Source organism: Campylobacter sp. BCW_4341, assembly GCF_001764255.1.
Classification (GTDB): Bacteria; Campylobacterota; Campylobacteria; order Campylobacterales; family Campylobacteraceae; genus Campylobacter_D; species Campylobacter_D jejuni.
The window spans coordinates 20323-37399 of sequence record NZ_MKAH01000038.1 but is presented as its reverse complement, the minus strand read 5'-3'; the positions used below and the strand labels follow the sequence as shown (position 1 = coordinate 37399).

Genomic DNA, 17077 nt, shown 5'->3' with positions numbered 1-17077 from the left:
ATTTAATACTTAAGAAATTCTAAGTTTTCATCATTAAAACTTAAAGCTGTGATTTGATAGTAAGAATTAATGGTTTTTAAAAGATTAAATCTAGCTCTTAAAAATTCTTGCTGGGTAGAATTTAAAGTATTGTTTGCATCCAAATAATCTTTTAATTCACTTTTTCCTAAAATATATTTTTCATAATACGCCTTAGTGATAAGCTCTTGTTTAATGTTAATATTTTGCAAATTTTGCAAAAGCAAGGTGTCGCTTTGATAATCTTTATAATTCAATGCAAATTCATTCATCGCACTTTGCAAGGCTTGCTCATAAGAAATTAAAAGTTGCTCATAAGTAAATTGTGAAATTTTGATATTTTGCTTTACTCTACCATAATCTAAGAAAGGTAAAGAAATCTTAACATTGCCACTTAAAATTTCAAATTTAAAACTATCATCGATTTTTTTATCACTTCCGCTTAATGCTCCACCTAAAGAAATACTAGGCAAAATAGATTTTTGCATGGAAGAATAATCCTTAAAGGCTGATTTTAAGCTATTGAGTTTAGATCTCACATCTGCACGGTACGCTAAAGCTTTTAAAGGTATATTAAAATCAGGACTTAAGGTTTTAAAATCATTTAAAGATAAAGTTTTAAAATACTCTATGTAAACAAAACCTTCTTGCTTTGCCAATAAATCTTGTAAATTTTTTATGAGTAAATTACGATTTTGATCATTGCTTAATAAATTTTGTTTAGCTCTTAATAAGCTTTGTTCTATGTTTAAAAGATCTAATTCTTCTATTTTTCCAAGCTTGTATTTATAACTATAAAGCTCTTTCATTTGTTCTAAATTTGAAAGATAAGCTCGAAGCAATTTATCTACATCGTTAAAATAAGCCAGCTCAAAAACATCATTTAAAGCTGTATTGATCATGCTTATTTTTAAATTTTCAAGATCATAAGCACTTGCTTTTGCACTAAATTCACTCGCACTTGCACTATCTCTTAATTTTCCATAAATATCAAGCTCATAGCTTAAATTTAAAGAATTATTGAAATTTTTACTTTGTTTGCCTGAATTTAAATCTTTATCTCCACCAAAACCCAAATTTCCACTTAAAGTCGGATATAAATCATAATCAATCAAATCGGCTCTAGCCAAAGCTGAAAGCAAAGTTTTTCTAGCTATATTAATATCACTATTATTCAATAAAACAAAATTTAGAAATTCATTTAATTTTGCATTATCATAAGATCTATACCAATCATAAGTGAGATTTAAATCTTTCATTTGTTCTTGAGTTAAATCAACTTCTTTAGGCAAGCTAAGTTTTACTCCACAAGCACTCAAGAAAAATGCTAAAAAAATGCTAAGTATTATTTTCATATCATTCCTTTGATAATGCACTAATAGGATTTAAATTTGCTGCATTTCTTGCAGGGAAAAAACCAAAAACCACACCGATAAACATAGAACTTAAAAGTCCCAAAAGCACAGAATAAGCATTTAAAATCATAGGAAAATCAGTACTTAAAGTATTAAAAGCAAAAATAACAAAAATCGATAAAATCACACCTAAAATCGCCCCTATAGTACAAATCATAACCGCTTCGATTAAAAACTGCATCATAATATCTTCTCTTCTAGCCCCTATAGCCATGCGTATGCCTATTTCTCTTGTTCTTTCACTTACAGAAACAAGCATGATATTCATCACTCCTATACCCCCAACAATCAAAGCAATCACAGCCACACAAGCTGTAAGTATCGTTGTAGTGCGTTTATTTGCTGTAATAGCTTGCTTAAAGGTGTCAGAATTAAAAGTAAAAAAATCCTTTTGTCCGCGTTTAATTTCTAAAATTCTTATGATAGCATTTTCAGCCAAAGTTGAACTCACATCATCTTTAACCTTAACTATGATTTCACGCAAATTTCTATCTCCTGTAAGCTTATTCATCAGTGTTGTATAGGGTATATAAAGACGCACTACATTATCTTCTATAGGCTTGTCTGTATCTTTTTGCAAAACTCCTATAATCTTAAAAGGTTGAGAATTAAAAAGCACCACACGACCTAAAATATTTTCACTTTTTTCATCAGGAAAAAGATTTTTTTTAGCATTAAAATCTAGCACAGCAACATTGGTACTATTTTTTACATCATCATTATTTAAAATTCTTCCCGCATCTATCCTTAAACCTTCTATAGCAAAATTATTTACCCCCACTCCTTCAGCTCTTGCACTTAAAGAAATATTGGTATAAGTTGCCACTCCTGAAGTATTTGAATGAGCATCAACTGCTTCTAAATATTCTAAAGATCTTAGCGTTTCTAAATCACTAAAATTAAGCCTTGTTTTACCTGAACGCAAATCTCCAAAACCCCTTCCAGGACGAATTTCAATAGTATTTGTTCCAAGTCTTGCAATAGACTCAAGCACCTTAGCTTGAGAACCCAATCCTAAAGCTACAACGCAAACTACAGAAGCAATACCTATGATGATTCCAAGCATAGTTAAAACAGAACGAAGTTTGTGTGCAAGTATGGAAGAATAAGCTATCTTAAAACACTCAAAGGCTTGATTTTTAAGCAAAGTAAGTGTTTTTTTCTCTTTGGGCATTGTTTTTAAAGTGAGTTTTTCTTGAGCTTTTTCCTTTTTAGTATCACTTAAAATTTCTCCATCTTTAATCTCTATAACCCTTTTAGCTTGTGCTGCAATTTTTGGATCGTGAGTTACTAAGACTATAGTATGACCTTGTGCGTTAAGTTTTTGTAAAATTTCAAGCACCATAATACCACTTTTACTATCCAAAGCTCCCGTTGGCTCATCAGCCAAAATAAGCTCTCCGCCATTCATCAAAGCTCTTGCTATAGAAACGCGTTGTTGCTGTCCTCCGCTTAATTCATTCGGTTTAGAATCTAACTTATGAGCTAGTTCTAAATCATTTAAAAGTTTTTTAGCGTTTTGACTTCTTTCTTGTAAATTTTTTCCCGCATAAACTGCAGGTAAAGAAACATTTTCTTTAGCACTCAGCAAGCTTAAAAGATTGTATCTTTGAAATATAAAGCCTATTTTTTCACGCCTTAATCTTGCTTTTTCATCGTTATTAAGTTTAGTGACTTCATGCTCATCAAAAACATAAGTTCCACTACTCGGTGTATCTAATGTTCCTATGATATTCAAAAGTGAAGTTTTACCACTTCCACTTTGTCCTATAATAGCAACAAATTCACCTTTTTCTATACTTAAACTTACATTTTTTAAAATGGCATTTTCACCTATATTTTTGCAAATATTTTTAAGAAAAATCATTAAAATCTCAACTTCATTTTAGGAGCTAAACCATCAGCACTTGAGCTTACTATCAATTCTTCATTTTCATTTACACCTTCTAAAATTTGAGTATTGATAGAATCTTTAATGCCAAGTTTGACATATTTTTTAACAGCTTTTTGATTTTCCAAAATTTCAACATAATAGCCTTTTGGATCACTTTTAATTGCATAAGTTGGCACTGCTAAAACAGCCTTTGCACTTGCTACGACAATTTCATTTTGTATACTCATACCAATACGCAAAAAATCATCTTTATTAGGTACATAAAATTTTGCGTAATAATAAATAGCATTTGATGAGCTTGAGCTTGAAGAACTCGAACTTGATGAGCTTGAGCTTGTACTAGAATCACTCACTTCAGTATCAGCTGGATCTATACTTGCAATCTTAGCATGATAAGTTTTTTGAGGATCATTAAGCAAAGAAAAATCAAGCTCTGTTCCTACTTTTATCTTACTCACATCAGCCTCTGCTATTTCCATTCTTACTTCCATTTCATCTAAATTAGCTATACGGACTATAGTAGGAGTGTTTTGATTAGCATTAACTGTTTGTCCTTCATCTACAGCTACATTAATCACAACACCATCCATAGGAGCAGTAATGGTTGTATAACCTAAATCTTTTTGTGCATTTTTAAGAGTGATTTCAAGCTGAACTACTTGAGCATTAAGCTCTGCAACATTAGCTTTTAAAGTATAATAATTATTTTTTTGAGTTTCTAAATTTTCAAGAGAACTTGCTTTAGCTGCATAAAGTTTTTGCTCTCTTTGATACTGCTTACTCGCAATCTCAAGAGCAACTTTTTTACTCTCTAAATTAGCCTTAGCGCTTTCAAGCTGAGCTTTTGTAATATCTAAATCGTTTTGTTGTTTATCTTTGTCAATTTGAGCGATCAAATCACCTTGCTTTACATGAGTTCCCACATCCACATAAAGTTTTATAATTTGTCCGCTAACTTGAGCACCCACATCGACTTGATCTTTGGCATATACCTTTCCTACTGCCTCTATGGTTTGAGATATATCTTTTTTTTGTATTTTTTGAGTTAAATAGCTGATTTTTTCATCATTATTAAAAAAAATAAAATAAGCCCCAACACTTCCAAGTATTGCAATTAAAATGATTAAAATAACTTTCTTTTTCATAATAACAAATCCTAAAGAAAAATCAAGATTAAATTTTACTCATTTTTTGTGAATTTTTTGTGAATTTTTAATTCTATTTTATAAATTTAAAAATTCTAAAGCCATCATCACATCACCCTGCATTAAAACTTTTAAATTTTCATCATCCCAACAAAAAGTAGAACTATGGTGCAAAGCTGGATGATTTAAATCCTTTGAAATTCCAACAAATACATAAGCTCCCATTCTTTCTCGTGTTAAAAAAGCAAAATCTTCAGCCCCCATGTCAGGTTTAGAAGAAACAATGATATTTTCTTCTCCTAAGACCTTTGCAAAAGCTTTTCTTGCTATTAAAGCAGCTTTTTCATCATTAATCAATGGAGGAAATTCTTTAGTATATTTAAGCTTATAATCTCCACCATTAGATTTTGCTGTAGCAGCAGCCACTTCTTCTAGAGAACTTTTTAAAATATCTTGTGTTTTATCATTTAAAAAACGCACAGTTCCTTTTAAATAAGCATTTGCAGGAATAACATTATAAGTAGTTCCTGCACAAATTTGACCTACGGTAATCACCCCTGCTTCATAAGGGGCTAAACGCCTAGAAACAACACTTTGTATATTATTTACAAATTGCGTTGCCATAATTATAGGATCTATACAAGTGTGCGGATGAGCTCCATGTCCTCCTCTGCCAATAAATTCCAAATCAAAAATATCCGTTCCAGCCATCATTTCGCCACTTACAATTTGAGCAGTATTTTCAAGCAAAGGCCCCCATAAATGACAACCAAAAACTGCGTCAACATAAGGATTTTCCAATACACCTGATTCTATCATAGGTTTAGCTCCACCGCTTCCCTCTTCTGCGGGCTGAAACATAAATTTAATCGTGCCACTAAATTCATCTTTGAGCTCATTTAACATCAAAGCAGCTCCCAAAAGTCCTGCTGTATGTCCATCATGTCCACATGCGTGCATCTTACCGTCAATTTTTGAAGCATAACTTAGATTAGTTTTTTCTTGCACAGGCAAAGCATCCATATCCGCTCTTAAAAGAACGCATTTTGGTTTTTTCTGACTCTTCTTTTTTCCTTCTATAATAGCTAAAATTCCTGTTTTTGCAATATTTTTTTGATATTTAATGCCAAACTCATCTAAAATTTTACACACTAAATGAGCTGTATTTTCTTCTTCAAATTCAAGCTCAGGATGCATATGAATTTGATGTCTTAAATCAACTATTTTATCATAGTACTTTAGTGCTAAATTTTCAACCAGTTTATGCATTCTTTTCCTTAATCTAAATCTTTTATTTTCTCATCTGCTTTTTTACTGTCAAGTTTTTCCAAATTCGCCTCCATTTTTCGTATTTCTTCTTCTCCACTACGCACTAATTTGGTATCAATTTTGGAAAAATCTCCAGTTTTTTTATTTGGATATTCTACCTTAGAAAGTATAAAACGCAATAAATTTAATCTTGCTTTTTTCTTATCATCAGAAGAAATAATAGTCCAAGGACAAGTTGGAGTATTAGATGCTAAAAGCATAGAGTATTTAGCTAAAGTATATTTATCCCATAATTCTTGCGATTTTTGATCCACAGGAGATAATTTATATTGTTTAAGTGGATCACTTCGGCGTTTTTCAAAACGTTTTTTTTGCTCGTCTTTTGATACTGAAAAATAAAATTTAAAAAAAATAATATCACTATTTGAAATCATATTTTCAAACAAAGGCACTTCTCTTAAAAAATCTTTATGTTGTTGCGGTGTACAAAAACCCATAACTGGTTCTACTCCTGCGCGATTATACCAAGATCTGTCAAAAATCACAATCTCACCGGCTGAGGGCAAATGTGCTATATAACGCTGAAAATACCACTGTGTTTTTTCCACATCACTAGGTTTTTCAAGAGCCACAACGCGGCAACCACGCGGATTTAAATGCTCAATCAAACGTTTAATCGCCCCACCTTTTCCAGCCGCATCACGCCCTTCTATAAGTATAAGAACCTTTAAACCATTGGCTTTAACATGATTTTGAAATTTCAAAAGCTCAATTTGCAAATTCTTTAAATCTTTTTCATATTCTATTGTACTTTTCTTTCTTTTAACAGAAACATAAATTTCATTCTTTTTAACAGCCGCTTGCGTTTTTGGAGAATTATTTTCTTGCATTTTCAAACCTTTATAAAGTATTTAAAGCAAATTTACCATAATAAATTATAATTGAAGCTAAAAATAAAGGAAAAAATAAGTTTTTAGGAAATTTATGCGTATTTTTGGTATTATTTTATTAAGTTTTTGTTTATGTTTTGCTTCTATATTGTCTTTAAATGAAGCTTTTAATGTAAAATCAAACTCTTATAATAACTCTATCTCAATTGATATTGAACTTGGAAAAGATATTTATCTTTATTCTAATAAACTTAAATTATATATAAATGAAAAAGATATAAGTTCTTTGATTAATCTACCTCAAAGCTCTACAAGAGGCAATGAAAATGTTTATTATCAAAAATTAAATTTAGCTTTGCCAAATTTATTACTAGAGCACTTTGCAAAAAATACTACAAATTTAATCAAACTCGAATTTCAAGGTTGTTCTGAACAAGGCTTGTGTTATAATCCTCAAACTTGGTACTTTGATCTCATTTCTAAAAAAGATACTTTTGAAATTTCAAAACCTTATAAAGCTCAAAAAACAGATAAAAAAACTAAAATTGAATCTGAAGAAAGCTCTATAGCAAATTTTTTAGCAACAGATAACTTTTTTTGGATTTTGCTAAGTTTTTTTGGCTATGGACTTTTACTCTCCTTAACACCTTGTATTTTACCTATGATTCCGATTTTATCTTCTCTTATCATAGCAAAAAGTAATGCTAAATTTTCAAAAAAACATAGTTTTTTTCTCTCTTTTATCTATGTTTTTTTCATGTCATTGGCCTACGCTATTGCTGGAGTTATAGCAAGTTTTCTAGGAGCAAGTATTCAAGGAATTTTACAAAAACCTATTATTTTAATTCTTTTTGCTCTAATTTTCATAGCTTTTGCTTTTGCTATGTTTGGAGCTTTTCGTTTCGAATTACCATTAAGATTTCAAACCTTTATACATAAAAAAAGCGAAAAAGGGAAGGGAGTTGTAGGTATAGCCATCATGGGATTTTTATCTGCTTTAATAGTAGGTCCTTGCGTAGCAGCTCCTTTAGCAGGTGCTTTAATTTATATAGCCAATACAGGCAATGCTTTATTAGGTGGTAGTGCGCTTTTTATCATGAGTTTTGGCATGGGTATACCTTTGCTTTTCATAGGCTTAGGATTAGGTTTTATTAAACCTGGTTTTTGGATGGAAAAAGTAAAAATTTTCTTTGGTTTTGTTATGTTGGCTATGGCTATTTGGATACTTTCTAGAATTATTGAAGAAAATTACATTTTAATTGCCTATGGAATTTTAGGTGTATTTTTTAGTGTTTTTATGGGAATTTTTGAAAAAAATTTTACAATAATTTCTAAAATTAAAAAAAGTATTTTAATTCTTATTTTAGCTTATTCTCTAAGTATTTTCCTAGGGGGACTTTTTGGGGCTAAAAATTTCTTAAATCCTTTAAATTTCAATACTATATCTGCCTCAAAATCTACTTTAAGCTATGATTATATCAACAATTTTGAACAATTAAAGCAAGAAATACAAACAAATACAAAGCCCATAATGCTTGATTTTACTGCATCTTGGTGTGAAAATTGCAAACTTTTAGATGAATTAACCTTTAGCGATGCAAGAATCATACAAAAAATACAAAATTACAAACTTATCAAAGTTGATGTAAGCGAAAATAATAATGAACAAATTAAAACCATGAAAGAATTTAATGTTTTTGGCCCACCTGTTTTAATTTTCTTTGAAAATGGAAAAGAAAAATTAAAAATCACGGGTTTTATCAGTGCTGATGATTTATTAAAAAAACTAGAACCATGAAAATTCAAAGTTTGCAAATAGGGAAAATTAAAAACTATAAAAATTTCCAAAGTGCATTTATTAAAGATACTTACCTAGAAGAAACGCAAATTGATTTTCTAGGTATTTTAGATGATCAAATAGCTGATAAAATTCATCATGGAGGCCACCATAAGGCTATTTTTGCCAACTCTTGTCAAAACTATCCTATATGGGAAAGATTTCTTAATAAAAAGCTAAATTTTGGCTCAATGGGTGAAAATTTGAGCATCGATGGGCTTTGTGAACAAAATGTTTGCATAGGTGATATACATCAAATTTCAAATGCAATACTGCAAGTAAGCGAACCTAGAAAACCTTGTGTAAAAATTTCTAAAATTCACAATAATCCAAATTTTACACATGAAATTTTTAAAACGGGCTTGAGTGGATGGTATTATAAAGTTTTACAAGTTGGACAAATACGAAAGCATGAAAATATTAAAATTTTAGAAAAAAATTCTACTTCACTTAGTGTATTTGAACTCAATCAACTTTTTTACTCCCCGCATCAAATTCTTAAGCAAAATCCGAATTTATTAGATAAATTAGAAAAATTAAACTCTCTCATATCTCAAAATTGGCACGAAACGATACACAAACGCTTAAAAAATACTTACGATATAAGCTATATGGATAGCTTATAAGTTTTTAAAGTTATTTTTAGGTAAAATAATTCTTTTTCGAAAGGATAATCATGCAAAGACAAACATGGAGTAGCACACTAACTTATATTCTAACAGTTGCTGGAGCAACCATAGGATTTGGAGCAACTTGGCGTTTTCCCTATCTTGTAGGAGAAAATGGTGGCGGTGCTTATGTATTAGTTTTTTGTATAGCTATGATTATCATAGGCATTCCTGTTATTTTAGTTGAAAATGTCATAGGCAGAAAAGCGATGACAAATAGCGTAGATGCTTTCAAACAAAAATGGCAAAGTATTGGATATATGGGACTTTTAGGAAGCTTTGGCATAATGGCTTACTACATGGTACTTGGAGGATGGGTTTTAGTTTATATTTGGGAATTAACCCTAGGGAATTTTAGTCTTGCCAATGTAGTAAGCAAAGAATTTACTCATCAGTTTTTTAACGACAAAATAGCCTTCAATCCTTTAGGAGTTGGTATTTTTACCACTGTTTTTGTAATTATTAATTATATTATTTTAAAAAGAGGCATTATAGATGGTATAGAAAAATCCGTCAAATTTTTAATGCCCTTATTATTTATCTGTCTTATTGTTGTTGTGGGACGCAATTTAACCCTTGATGGAGCTATAGCTGGAGTTAAATTTTATCTTGAACCTGATTTTAGTAAAATTTTATCATCAAAACTTTTAATCGATGTTTTAGGGCAAGTCTTTTTTGCTTTATCCCTAGGTTTTGGGGTGATGATAACACTTTCATCTCATCTTAATAAAAATGAAAATATGGCAAAAACCGCTATTTATACAGGGGTTTTAAATACCATTATAGCTGTTTTGGCTGGTTTTATGATTTTTCCAGCACTTTTCTCAGCAGGACTTGCTCCAGATAGCGGGCCTTCTTTGGTTTTTGAAACTTTACCTATAGCATTTTCTCATATCCATTTTGGTACCATTGTGTGTATTTTATTTTTTGTCTTACTCTTGATTGCAGCTTTAACCACAAGCTTGCCAATTTATCAAGTTATTATTAGCGTATTAGAAGAAAAATTTAAATATTCTAAAAATCTTTCTATTAACCTAACTCTAGGGTTTATCTTCATACTTGGCAATCTTCCTTGTATTCTAACTTATGGGCCTTGGCGTGATATTGTTATCATCAAAGGAAAAAACATTTTTGATAGTTTTGATTTCATTAGTGGAAATATTTTGTTTGTTTTAGCTGCATTTTTTTGCTGCATTTATGTAGGTTGGATTTTAGGCAAACAAGAAAGTCTAAAAGAACTTAGCAATAACAATACACTTAAAAGTTCATGGTTTGGAATTTGGTTTTATTATATAAAATATATAGTACCTTTGATTATTTTAATCATTTTTATCTATGGAATTTTAAACTAATTTTTTAAATTTATATCTCTCTAACATAGTGGAATTTCCTAAAATTCCACCTTGATGTATATAAAGCATTGGTTTTTTCCACTCTTGTTTTAATGCTATACTTAATCCTAAAATATCATACAACAAGTCAAATTCTATATTGCACTTTAACTTTAAATCCATATAAAGCTCATAAAATTCTTTATATGGCTTAGCAAAGTGATATTTTTTATCACTTGTTAAAAATTCTAAATTTGAAAAATCATAGCTTGGATCTAATGTTAAAATTTGTTTTTTAAGATATTTAATATCACCCACACAAGCACAAGTAAATACTTTAAATTTAGAATACTTTGCCAAAAAAGCTGCCGAAGTGCCTGTACCAGAAGGTAAAAAAATATCAAAATCAAGCTTTAAACTTTGACTTTGCATTTGAATTTCTTGAGCAAGTTCCATATAGCCATATTGAGCTTCTAAATTAGCTATGCCTTGTTCTATAAAAATATCATCTTTTTTACACAAAGACAAAGCAAATTGCTTTAAGGATAAAGAATGGATATTTTCTACAAAATCAACACCATTTTCTAAAGCTAAAGCATAGTTTCCACAAGGATTATTCTTAAGAAAAGTAGAAATTTTTTCACAAGCAAAAACAAGCTTATATGATCTTTGTTTAGCAAAAATACTTAATGCCGCCAAAGCATTACTTTGGCTTCCTCCATAACTTATAAAAGATTGATTTTTAGGATATCTTTGATGGATATAAAAAGCAAGTTTCCTAGCTTTATTTCCATTAATTTCTCCTAATAAATCATCTCTTTTAATATAAAATTCAAATCCGTTAAAATTGATTTTTTGTATAGGACTAATTGTTTTAATGAAATTCAAAGAATTTTTCTACATCTTTTAAAGCATTATCATTTTTAATGCTAAATTTTATTTCTATGCGACGACTCTTATCCTTATCTTCAACTCCGTTGACAAACACAGGATCTGAAAAAGAACGTCCACTTGCCATTAAAAGCTTTTGAAGCTTATCACTCTTATAAAAAGTATAGATAAAATTCATCACCTCATAAGCTCTTTTTTGTGACAAATCTAAATTATAAATATAAGATCCATCACTATCAGTATGTCCTTCAATAATAATATTTTCAATGTTAGAAAAAATTTTTGGATCTTCAAGAATAGCATCAAAATATTCGCTTAAGATTTTTCTCAAACTTGCCTTTGCCTCATTTTTTAACACATAAGAATCTTTATCAAAAAGTACTTCAGCAGGCAAAGAAATAGATCCTGTCTTTTCATCTATAGTGATATTATTATCAAGTTTGCTTTGCAATTCCTTGCTTAAATTTTCACGAATCAAACCAAGATTTTGCACCTTTTCTTTAGCTTTTTGAAAATCTTCTTGTAAATTTTTAAGCTCTTCATCTTTTTTCTCTAGTTGACCTAGTAAAATCAAAATTTGCTTATCTTTATTATCTAAAGTTGAGTTCAAATCTTTACTTAACTGCTTGTAATTTGTAATATTAGCCTCTAATTCTGCTTTTTGAGAATTAGCAAGATTTAAAGCACTAGAAGCATTGTTTAAATCAGAACTTAGTTTAAACACTATAGCTTCTTTATTTCTAAGCTCTTCTTTGCTCTCCTCTAAGCGTGCCTCTTGTTTATTGAGATTGTCTTTAATTTCTTTTAAATCACTTTGAGTTAAAACATATTTTACAACAATAGCACCTATTAGCAAAATAAAAACAAACAGCAATCCTGCCATTAAATCAGCATAAGCTATCCAAAAATTGTTATCTTCTTTTGACTCATTTTTCATTTATTTTCTTTATCTTCATTTTTTAACTCATCATTGCTTTCTTGCTTAGATATTTCTGCTTGAATTTCATCTTGATTTTCTTCAGTCTTAGACTCTGAAAAATCTTCTATTTGTTTGGTTTCATTTTCTTTATTTTGATTTCCATCCCCAGAAAGCTTGCTCATCATTTGACTTGTTTCTTCATCAAGTGCTTTCATTTCTTTTTTAAGCTCATCCATCATTTTGATTTTAGCATCGATACTTTTTTCTTCTTCGTATACTTCTTTAAATTTATGCATACCTTCAAACAAGCTTGCTTTAAATCCCTCAAAAACCTTTTCTTGACTTTCCAACATTGCTTTTTCATAAAGTTCAAAATTTTTACCAAAACGCTCTACTTTTTCATCGAATGCACTTAGCGTCTTATCAAGATGATGAATTTTATCACTACTGATATCGAGCAAGCGATTATATTGTTCTGACATTCTTGTATTGATTTCTTTCAAATTTTGATTGAGCAAACCTATGCCATTTAACATTTCACTATAAAGCTTTCCAAGATCGCGTTGATCTCTTTGTGCTTTACTAAGCTCACCCATGGTTTGTTTGATGTGTTCACTACTTAATCTAATAGCTTTTTCTTCTACATTTAGCATATCTTGAAAAATGCCAAATTTTCTATCAATAGCATGATCAAGCTCTGCAAAAAAATCATCATTGCTAACTTGTTTAAAAATTGCTCCAATTTTTTCAAAATGTTGCAAACTCTCAGTTAAATATCTTTGATCAAGCTCTTCTTTTGTCCAAAAAAATCCACTTGTAGCGTTTTTTTGACGATTTAGCAAACGATCTATTTTACTTTTACCATATTTTTCAAAAAACATCCACCATAATGCAAGAAAAATTCCATAAATTGAAACATAAAAAGCAGTTCCTACTCCACTTAACAAATCTGCAATTTCTTGTTCTAAAGCGGCTGTATCACTAGAACTAAAATTTGGCATTGAAAAAGCTATGCTGATAAAAGTTCCTAAAATTCCCATCATTGGAAAAATTGCCGAACCTATACTAGCAAAATTCTCATTTCTTGCACCTTTAATATATGTATAAGCAAAGTCATCAAAATTGGCATTTGATTTCGTGTCTTTCCCTATGGCAAGAAAATGCCTCATAATATGTCTTTTTAAAGCCTGTTTAAATTCATCTTTTTGTTGTTCAAAAATACTATACGCATACTCAGCACTATGTCTAGCAAAAATCAATGCTGTAAAAAAAATCACACCTGTCATAATAACCGTATGTAATTCAACCTTAAAGTCAATTACATTAAAATAACCTAATAAAATCAAAATATAAAGAAAAGCTGGAATAAAAATAATTTTAAAATAAACCAAAGAACCTCTTGCATCTTTGCCTTCAGGCAAAACAAGTTCTGAAATTTCATCTGATTTAATATCCATGAAACCAATACCTCATTAAAAATTTTATTTTAAAGATTGCTACTTAATTTGATAAAAATTTTTAAAACAAAATAAAACTAAGCTTTTAAAATGCTTAGTTTTTGTTTATACAGTTTAAATCTTCAAAAGCGACTTCAAGACGCTTTATCATGCTTTCTTCACCACTCCTTAACCAAACACGCGGATCATAGTATTTTTTATTTGGCTTGTCATCACCTTCTGGATTTCCAATTTGTCCTTGCAAATAAGCCCTATTTTTAAGTTCATATTCACGTACCCCATCCCAAAAAGCCCACTGGGTATCTGTGTCAATATTCATCTTGATTACGCCATAGCTTACTGCATCTTTAATATCTTTTAGCTCGCTACCGCTACCGCCATGAAATACAAAATTTATAGGTTTATCATTTTTTAAAGCAAATTTATCTTTTACAAATTTTTGCGAATTTTTTAAAATTTCAGGTTGTAAACTAACATTTCCTGGCTTGTAAACTCCATGTACATTTCCAAAGCTTGCTGCGATTGAAAATTTATCACTAATTTTTCCAAGTCTTTCATATGCAAGTGCCACATCTTCTGGTTGGGTATAAAGCTTGGAATTATCAATGCCTGTATTATCCACTCCATCTTCTTCACCACCTGTACAACCTAGTTCTATTTCAAGTGCGACACCTAAAGCATCAAGTTTTTGAAGATAAACTTCACAAGTGTTAAGATTTTCTTCTAAACTTTCTTCGCTAAGATCAAGCATATGGGAACTAAATAAAGCTTGTCCATGGGTTTTTTTATATTGTGCATTTGCCTCAATAAGCCCATCAATCCAAGGTAAAAGTTTTCTTGCGGCATGATCAGTGTGTAAAATCACAGGTACACCATAAGCTTTAGCAAGTAAATGTACATGTTTAGCCCCACTAATTGCACCTAAAACTTCTCCATTAGGACAATTTTTCCCTGCATAAAATTTTGCCCCACCATTTGAAAACTGGATAATAACTGGAGAGTTAACTTTTTTTGCAGATTCTAAAACTGCATTAATAGAATCAGTTCCTACAACATTAACAGCAGGGATAGCAAAACCCTCTGCTTTAGCATAGTCATAAACTTTATTAAGCTCATCTCCGCTAATCACCCCTGCTTTTACAATGTCTAAAACACCCATTATTTATATTCCACTTTAGCACTATTTAAAAGATCTTGGCCTTTTTGATTGATAACTTTTTTAAATTCTTCAAATTTAAGTCCGTTTTCAATACCTTGTTTTACTTCATCAAATTTGATTTGACCTTTAGCCTGCGAATTTTCTTTTAAGATTACATGATAGCCAAAATTCGTTTTTATTGGAGTTGTAGTAATAGTACCATTTTTAAGTGCAAAAGCAGCATCTGTAAAAGGCTTTACCATAGTTGATTGATCAAACCAACCAAGCTCACCACCTTGGTTTTTTGAACCTGGATCAATTGATTTCTCTTTAGCAAGCTCACTAAATTTAGCATCTAGTTCTTTACCTTTTAAACCTTTAAGTTCGTTAATAATATCCTTAGCTTCTTTTTCTGTCGCTACTAAGATATGTTTTGCTTGCACTCTCGCAGGTTTTACGTATTTGTCTTTATTTTGATCATAAAAAGCTTTAACTTTAGCCGCATCAATTTTAATTGTATTTAAAATTTTCTCTTGATAAACATTAACAAGTATTGCATCTTTTGCACGATCAAGTTCTTTTGTGTATAAAGGATCTTTTTCTAAATTTTGTTTTTTAGCATCTTGCAAAATTAAGTCTTGCATAATATACTGCTGAATAAGAGCTTTTTTTTGATTATCTGGCAAAGTTTTAAAATCCTGTCCTCTAAGCATAGGGGCAAAAAATTCACTTACTTCTGTATCACTAATGCTCTTGCCATTAACAGTGGCTACTGTAGCTGCATTTACATTTAAAGCTACACCTGCAATCAAAGCTGCTGCAACTAAAGAAATTTTTTTCATTGGGTTTCCTTTTTAATAAAATGTATATAAAATCGATTATATCTAAACTTGGTTTAAAGCTAATTAACTAAAATTAAAAAATGAAAAGAAATTTAGAAATCAAAGAGCTTTTTTTAAAACATTTTGAGAAACCTGTAACAGAACTTAAATTTTCAAATTTATACGAACTATTAGTCTGTGTGATGCTTTCAGCCCAATGCACTGATAAAAGAGTTAATCTCATCACTCCTGATCTTTTTAAAGCTTATCCTGATATCAAATCTCTTGCAAATGCAAATTTATCAAGCCTTAAAACCTACATACAAACTTGTTCATTTTTTAATAATAAAGCACAAAATCTTATAAAAATGGCAAAATCAGTTTGTGAAAATTTTGACGGAGAAATTCCCCTTGAAGAAGAGAAATTAAAATCCTTAGCAGGCGTGGGACAAAAAACCGCCCATGTGGTTTTAATAGAATGGTGTGGAGCAAATTTCATGGCTGTAGATACTCATGTTTTTAGAGTTTCTCACCGCTTAGGACTTAGCAAAGCAAAAACTCCAGAAGCTACAGAAGAAGATTTAACACGCATATTTAAAGATAATCTTAACTATCTTCATCAAGCCATGGTTCTTTTTGGACGCTACACTTGTAAAGCTAAAAAACCTTTATGTAAAGAATGTTTTTTAAATCATCTTTGCAAAAGTAAAGATAAGGAACTTAAATGAAAATTTTCATCTTTTTACTCGCTATATTTCTTAATATTTTCGCCTTAGAATCTTACGAGCCTAGTGCTGTTTTTTCTTCTTATTTTAACAACATAAATTGCTCGCAAATCTTAGATAAGTTTTTTTATCTAAATTGCTATGATTATAAACTCAAAGGTACAAAAGCCGTTGCTTATAAAGTAGAAGCTTCAAATTTAAAAAATAAACAAATTAAAAAACGCCCTCGCTTTGAAGATGATACAAATATTCCTAAAAAATACCGCACTACTTGGAGTGATTATAAAAACAGCGGCTACACGCGAGGACACACTGCACCCAATGCTTCTTTTAGCTTTAGTAAAGCTGCCCAAAATTCAGTATTTTTAATGAGTAATATTACCCCACAAAATGCGCAAATAAATAATATAATTTGGAATGAAATCGAACAAAGAGAAAGAAATTTGGCTTTAAAATTTCAAAGTATTGAAGTTTTAAATTTAGTACTTTACGATAAAGAACCACAATACATTAAAAACCGTATTGCTATACCAAGTTTTTATGTAAAAATTATTAAAACTCCGAAATTTAAAGAATGCTATCAAGTACCAAACCACGAAGTAAATGATGAAAATATTAAACAGTATCAAATAAATTGTGATAAATTTTAAGGTATAAAT

15 protein-coding genes are annotated in these 17077 nt (G+C 30.2%); 5 read left to right on the top strand and 10 right to left on the bottom strand.

Annotation, left to right across the window (positions count from 1 at the left end; genetic code table 11):
* Positions 1-2: 2 nt before the first annotated feature.
* The 5 genes from AJN70_RS05915 to ppk2 form a co-directional block, all read right to left on the bottom strand.
* Complete coding sequence (locus AJN70_RS05915; RefSeq protein WP_070295599.1) at positions 3-1373, bottom strand: TolC family protein; 1371 nt, start codon at positions 1371-1373, stop codon at positions 3-5.
* A 1-nt stretch (position 1374) separates the two neighbouring features.
* Complete coding sequence (locus AJN70_RS05910) at positions 1375-3300, bottom strand: ABC transporter permease (protein WP_002892309.1); 1926 nt, start codon at positions 3298-3300, stop codon at positions 1375-1377.
* The gene (locus AJN70_RS05905; protein ID WP_002892307.1) at positions 3300-4472 is read right to left on the bottom strand and encodes an efflux RND transporter periplasmic adaptor subunit; all 1173 of its coding nucleotides are present in this window, start codon (positions 4470-4472) and stop codon (positions 3300-3302) included. Before AJN70_RS05905 ends, AJN70_RS05910 begins: the two co-directional genes overlap by 1 nt.
* 78 nt (positions 4473-4550) lie before the next feature.
* A complete protein-coding gene (locus tag AJN70_RS05900) occupies positions 4551-5741 on the bottom strand; it encodes a M20 family metallopeptidase (RefSeq protein WP_002892305.1) in 1191 nt (396 codons plus the stop codon).
* Positions 5742-5749: 8 nt separating this feature from the next.
* Positions 5750-6631: a polyphosphate kinase 2 gene (ppk2, locus tag AJN70_RS05895; protein ID WP_052798510.1), complete on the bottom strand. Its 882-nt coding sequence runs from the start codon at positions 6629-6631 to the stop codon at positions 5750-5752.
* 94 nt (positions 6632-6725) lie between these two features.
* Here ppk2 and dsbD point away from each other — a divergent pair, with 94 nt between their 5' ends.
* From dsbD to AJN70_RS05880, 3 genes are read left to right on the top strand one after another with little or no spacing between them, the layout of a single operon-like run.
* Positions 6726-8429: a protein-disulfide reductase DsbD gene (dsbD, locus tag AJN70_RS05890; RefSeq protein ID WP_070295598.1), complete on the top strand. Its 1704-nt coding sequence runs from the start codon at positions 6726-6728 to the stop codon at positions 8427-8429.
* Positions 8426-9094: an MOSC domain-containing protein gene (locus tag AJN70_RS05885; RefSeq protein WP_044780010.1), complete on the top strand. Its 669-nt coding sequence runs from the start codon at positions 8426-8428 to the stop codon at positions 9092-9094. The genes dsbD and AJN70_RS05885 overlap by 4 nt, the downstream gene beginning before the upstream one ends.
* 50 nt (positions 9095-9144) lie before the next feature.
* A complete protein-coding gene (locus AJN70_RS05880; RefSeq protein WP_044794055.1) occupies positions 9145-10488 on the top strand; it encodes a sodium-dependent transporter in 1344 nt (447 codons plus the stop codon).
* Here AJN70_RS05880 and AJN70_RS05875 read toward each other — a convergent pair.
* From AJN70_RS05875 to peb4, 5 genes are all read right to left on the bottom strand, one after another.
* On the bottom strand, positions 10480-11355 hold the full coding sequence (locus tag AJN70_RS05875; RefSeq protein WP_044780008.1) for a 1-aminocyclopropane-1-carboxylate deaminase/D-cysteine desulfhydrase: 876 nt from the start codon (positions 11353-11355) through the stop codon (positions 10480-10482). The two genes, AJN70_RS05880 and AJN70_RS05875, sit on opposite strands and share 9 nt — an antisense overlap.
* Complete coding sequence (locus AJN70_RS05870; RefSeq protein WP_044780007.1) at positions 11342-12295, bottom strand: OmpA family protein; 954 nt, start codon at positions 12293-12295, stop codon at positions 11342-11344. The genes AJN70_RS05875 and AJN70_RS05870 overlap by 14 nt, the downstream gene beginning before the upstream one ends.
* Positions 12292-13734 (bottom strand): MotA/TolQ/ExbB proton channel family protein, encoded by a 1443-nt coding sequence (locus AJN70_RS05865; protein ID WP_053872868.1) that lies wholly within the window; start codon positions 13732-13734, stop codon positions 12292-12294. Before AJN70_RS05865 ends, AJN70_RS05870 begins: the two co-directional genes overlap by 4 nt.
* Positions 13735-13828: 94 nt before the next feature.
* Entirely contained in the window at positions 13829-14893 is a 1065-nt protein-coding gene (fbaA, locus tag AJN70_RS05860; protein ID WP_070295597.1) for a class II fructose-bisphosphate aldolase, read from the bottom strand.
* The gene (gene peb4 / locus AJN70_RS05855; protein ID WP_002931939.1) at positions 14893-15714 is read right to left on the bottom strand and encodes a peptidylprolyl isomerase PEB4; all 822 of its coding nucleotides are present in this window, start codon (positions 15712-15714) and stop codon (positions 14893-14895) included. The genes fbaA and peb4 overlap by 1 nt, the downstream gene beginning before the upstream one ends.
* Positions 15715-15794: 80 nt before the next feature.
* Here peb4 and nth point away from each other — a divergent pair, with 80 nt between their 5' ends.
* Positions 15795-16421, top strand: coding sequence for an endonuclease III (nth, locus tag AJN70_RS05850; protein WP_044779333.1), 627 nt, complete (start codon positions 15795-15797; stop codon positions 16419-16421).
* Entirely contained in the window at positions 16418-17068 is a 651-nt protein-coding gene (locus AJN70_RS05845) for a DNA/RNA non-specific endonuclease (RefSeq protein ID WP_044780003.1), read from the top strand. Before nth ends, AJN70_RS05845 begins: the two co-directional genes overlap by 4 nt.
* Positions 17069-17077 lie beyond the last annotated feature (9 nt).

What these genes read in the sequence shown, in the direction of transcription:
- AJN70_RS05905 (WP_002892307.1), bottom strand. Translation starts at nt 4,472, where the DNA reads ATGAAAAAGAAAGTTATTTTAATCATTTTAATTGCAATACTTGGAAGT.
- ppk2 (WP_052798510.1), bottom strand. Translation starts at nt 6,631, where the DNA reads ATGCAAGAAAATAATTCTCCAAAAACGCAAGCGGCTGTTAAAAAGAAT.
- AJN70_RS05915 (WP_070295599.1), bottom strand. Translation starts at nt 1,373, where the DNA reads ATGAAAATAATACTTAGCATTTTTTTAGCATTTTTCTTGAGTGCTTGT.
- AJN70_RS05880 (WP_044794055.1), top strand. Translation starts at nt 9,145, where the DNA reads ATGCAAAGACAAACATGGAGTAGCACACTAACTTATATTCTAACAGTT.
- peb4 (WP_002931939.1), bottom strand. Translation starts at nt 15,714, where the DNA reads ATGAAAAAAATTTCTTTAGTTGCAGCAGCTTTGATTGCAGGTGTAGCT.
- nth (WP_044779333.1), top strand. Translation starts at nt 15,795, where the DNA reads ATGAAAAGAAATTTAGAAATCAAAGAGCTTTTTTTAAAACATTTTGAG.
- fbaA (WP_070295597.1), bottom strand. Translation starts at nt 14,893, where the DNA reads ATGGGTGTTTTAGACATTGTAAAAGCAGGGGTGATTAGCGGAGATGAG.
- AJN70_RS05865 (WP_053872868.1), bottom strand. Translation starts at nt 13,734, where the DNA reads ATGGATATTAAATCAGATGAAATTTCAGAACTTGTTTTGCCTGAAGGC.
- AJN70_RS05900 (WP_002892305.1), bottom strand. Translation starts at nt 5,741, where the DNA reads ATGCATAAACTGGTTGAAAATTTAGCACTAAAGTACTATGATAAAATA.
- AJN70_RS05885 (WP_044780010.1), top strand. Translation starts at nt 8,426, where the DNA reads ATGAAAATTCAAAGTTTGCAAATAGGGAAAATTAAAAACTATAAAAAT.
- AJN70_RS05870 (WP_044780007.1), bottom strand. Translation starts at nt 12,295, where the DNA reads ATGAAAAATGAGTCAAAAGAAGATAACAATTTTTGGATAGCTTATGCT.
- AJN70_RS05910 (WP_002892309.1), bottom strand. Translation starts at nt 3,300, where the DNA reads ATGATTTTTCTTAAAAATATTTGCAAAAATATAGGTGAAAATGCCATT.
- AJN70_RS05845 (WP_044780003.1), top strand. Translation starts at nt 16,418, where the DNA reads ATGAAAATTTTCATCTTTTTACTCGCTATATTTCTTAATATTTTCGCC.
- dsbD (WP_070295598.1), top strand. Translation starts at nt 6,726, where the DNA reads ATGCGTATTTTTGGTATTATTTTATTAAGTTTTTGTTTATGTTTTGCT.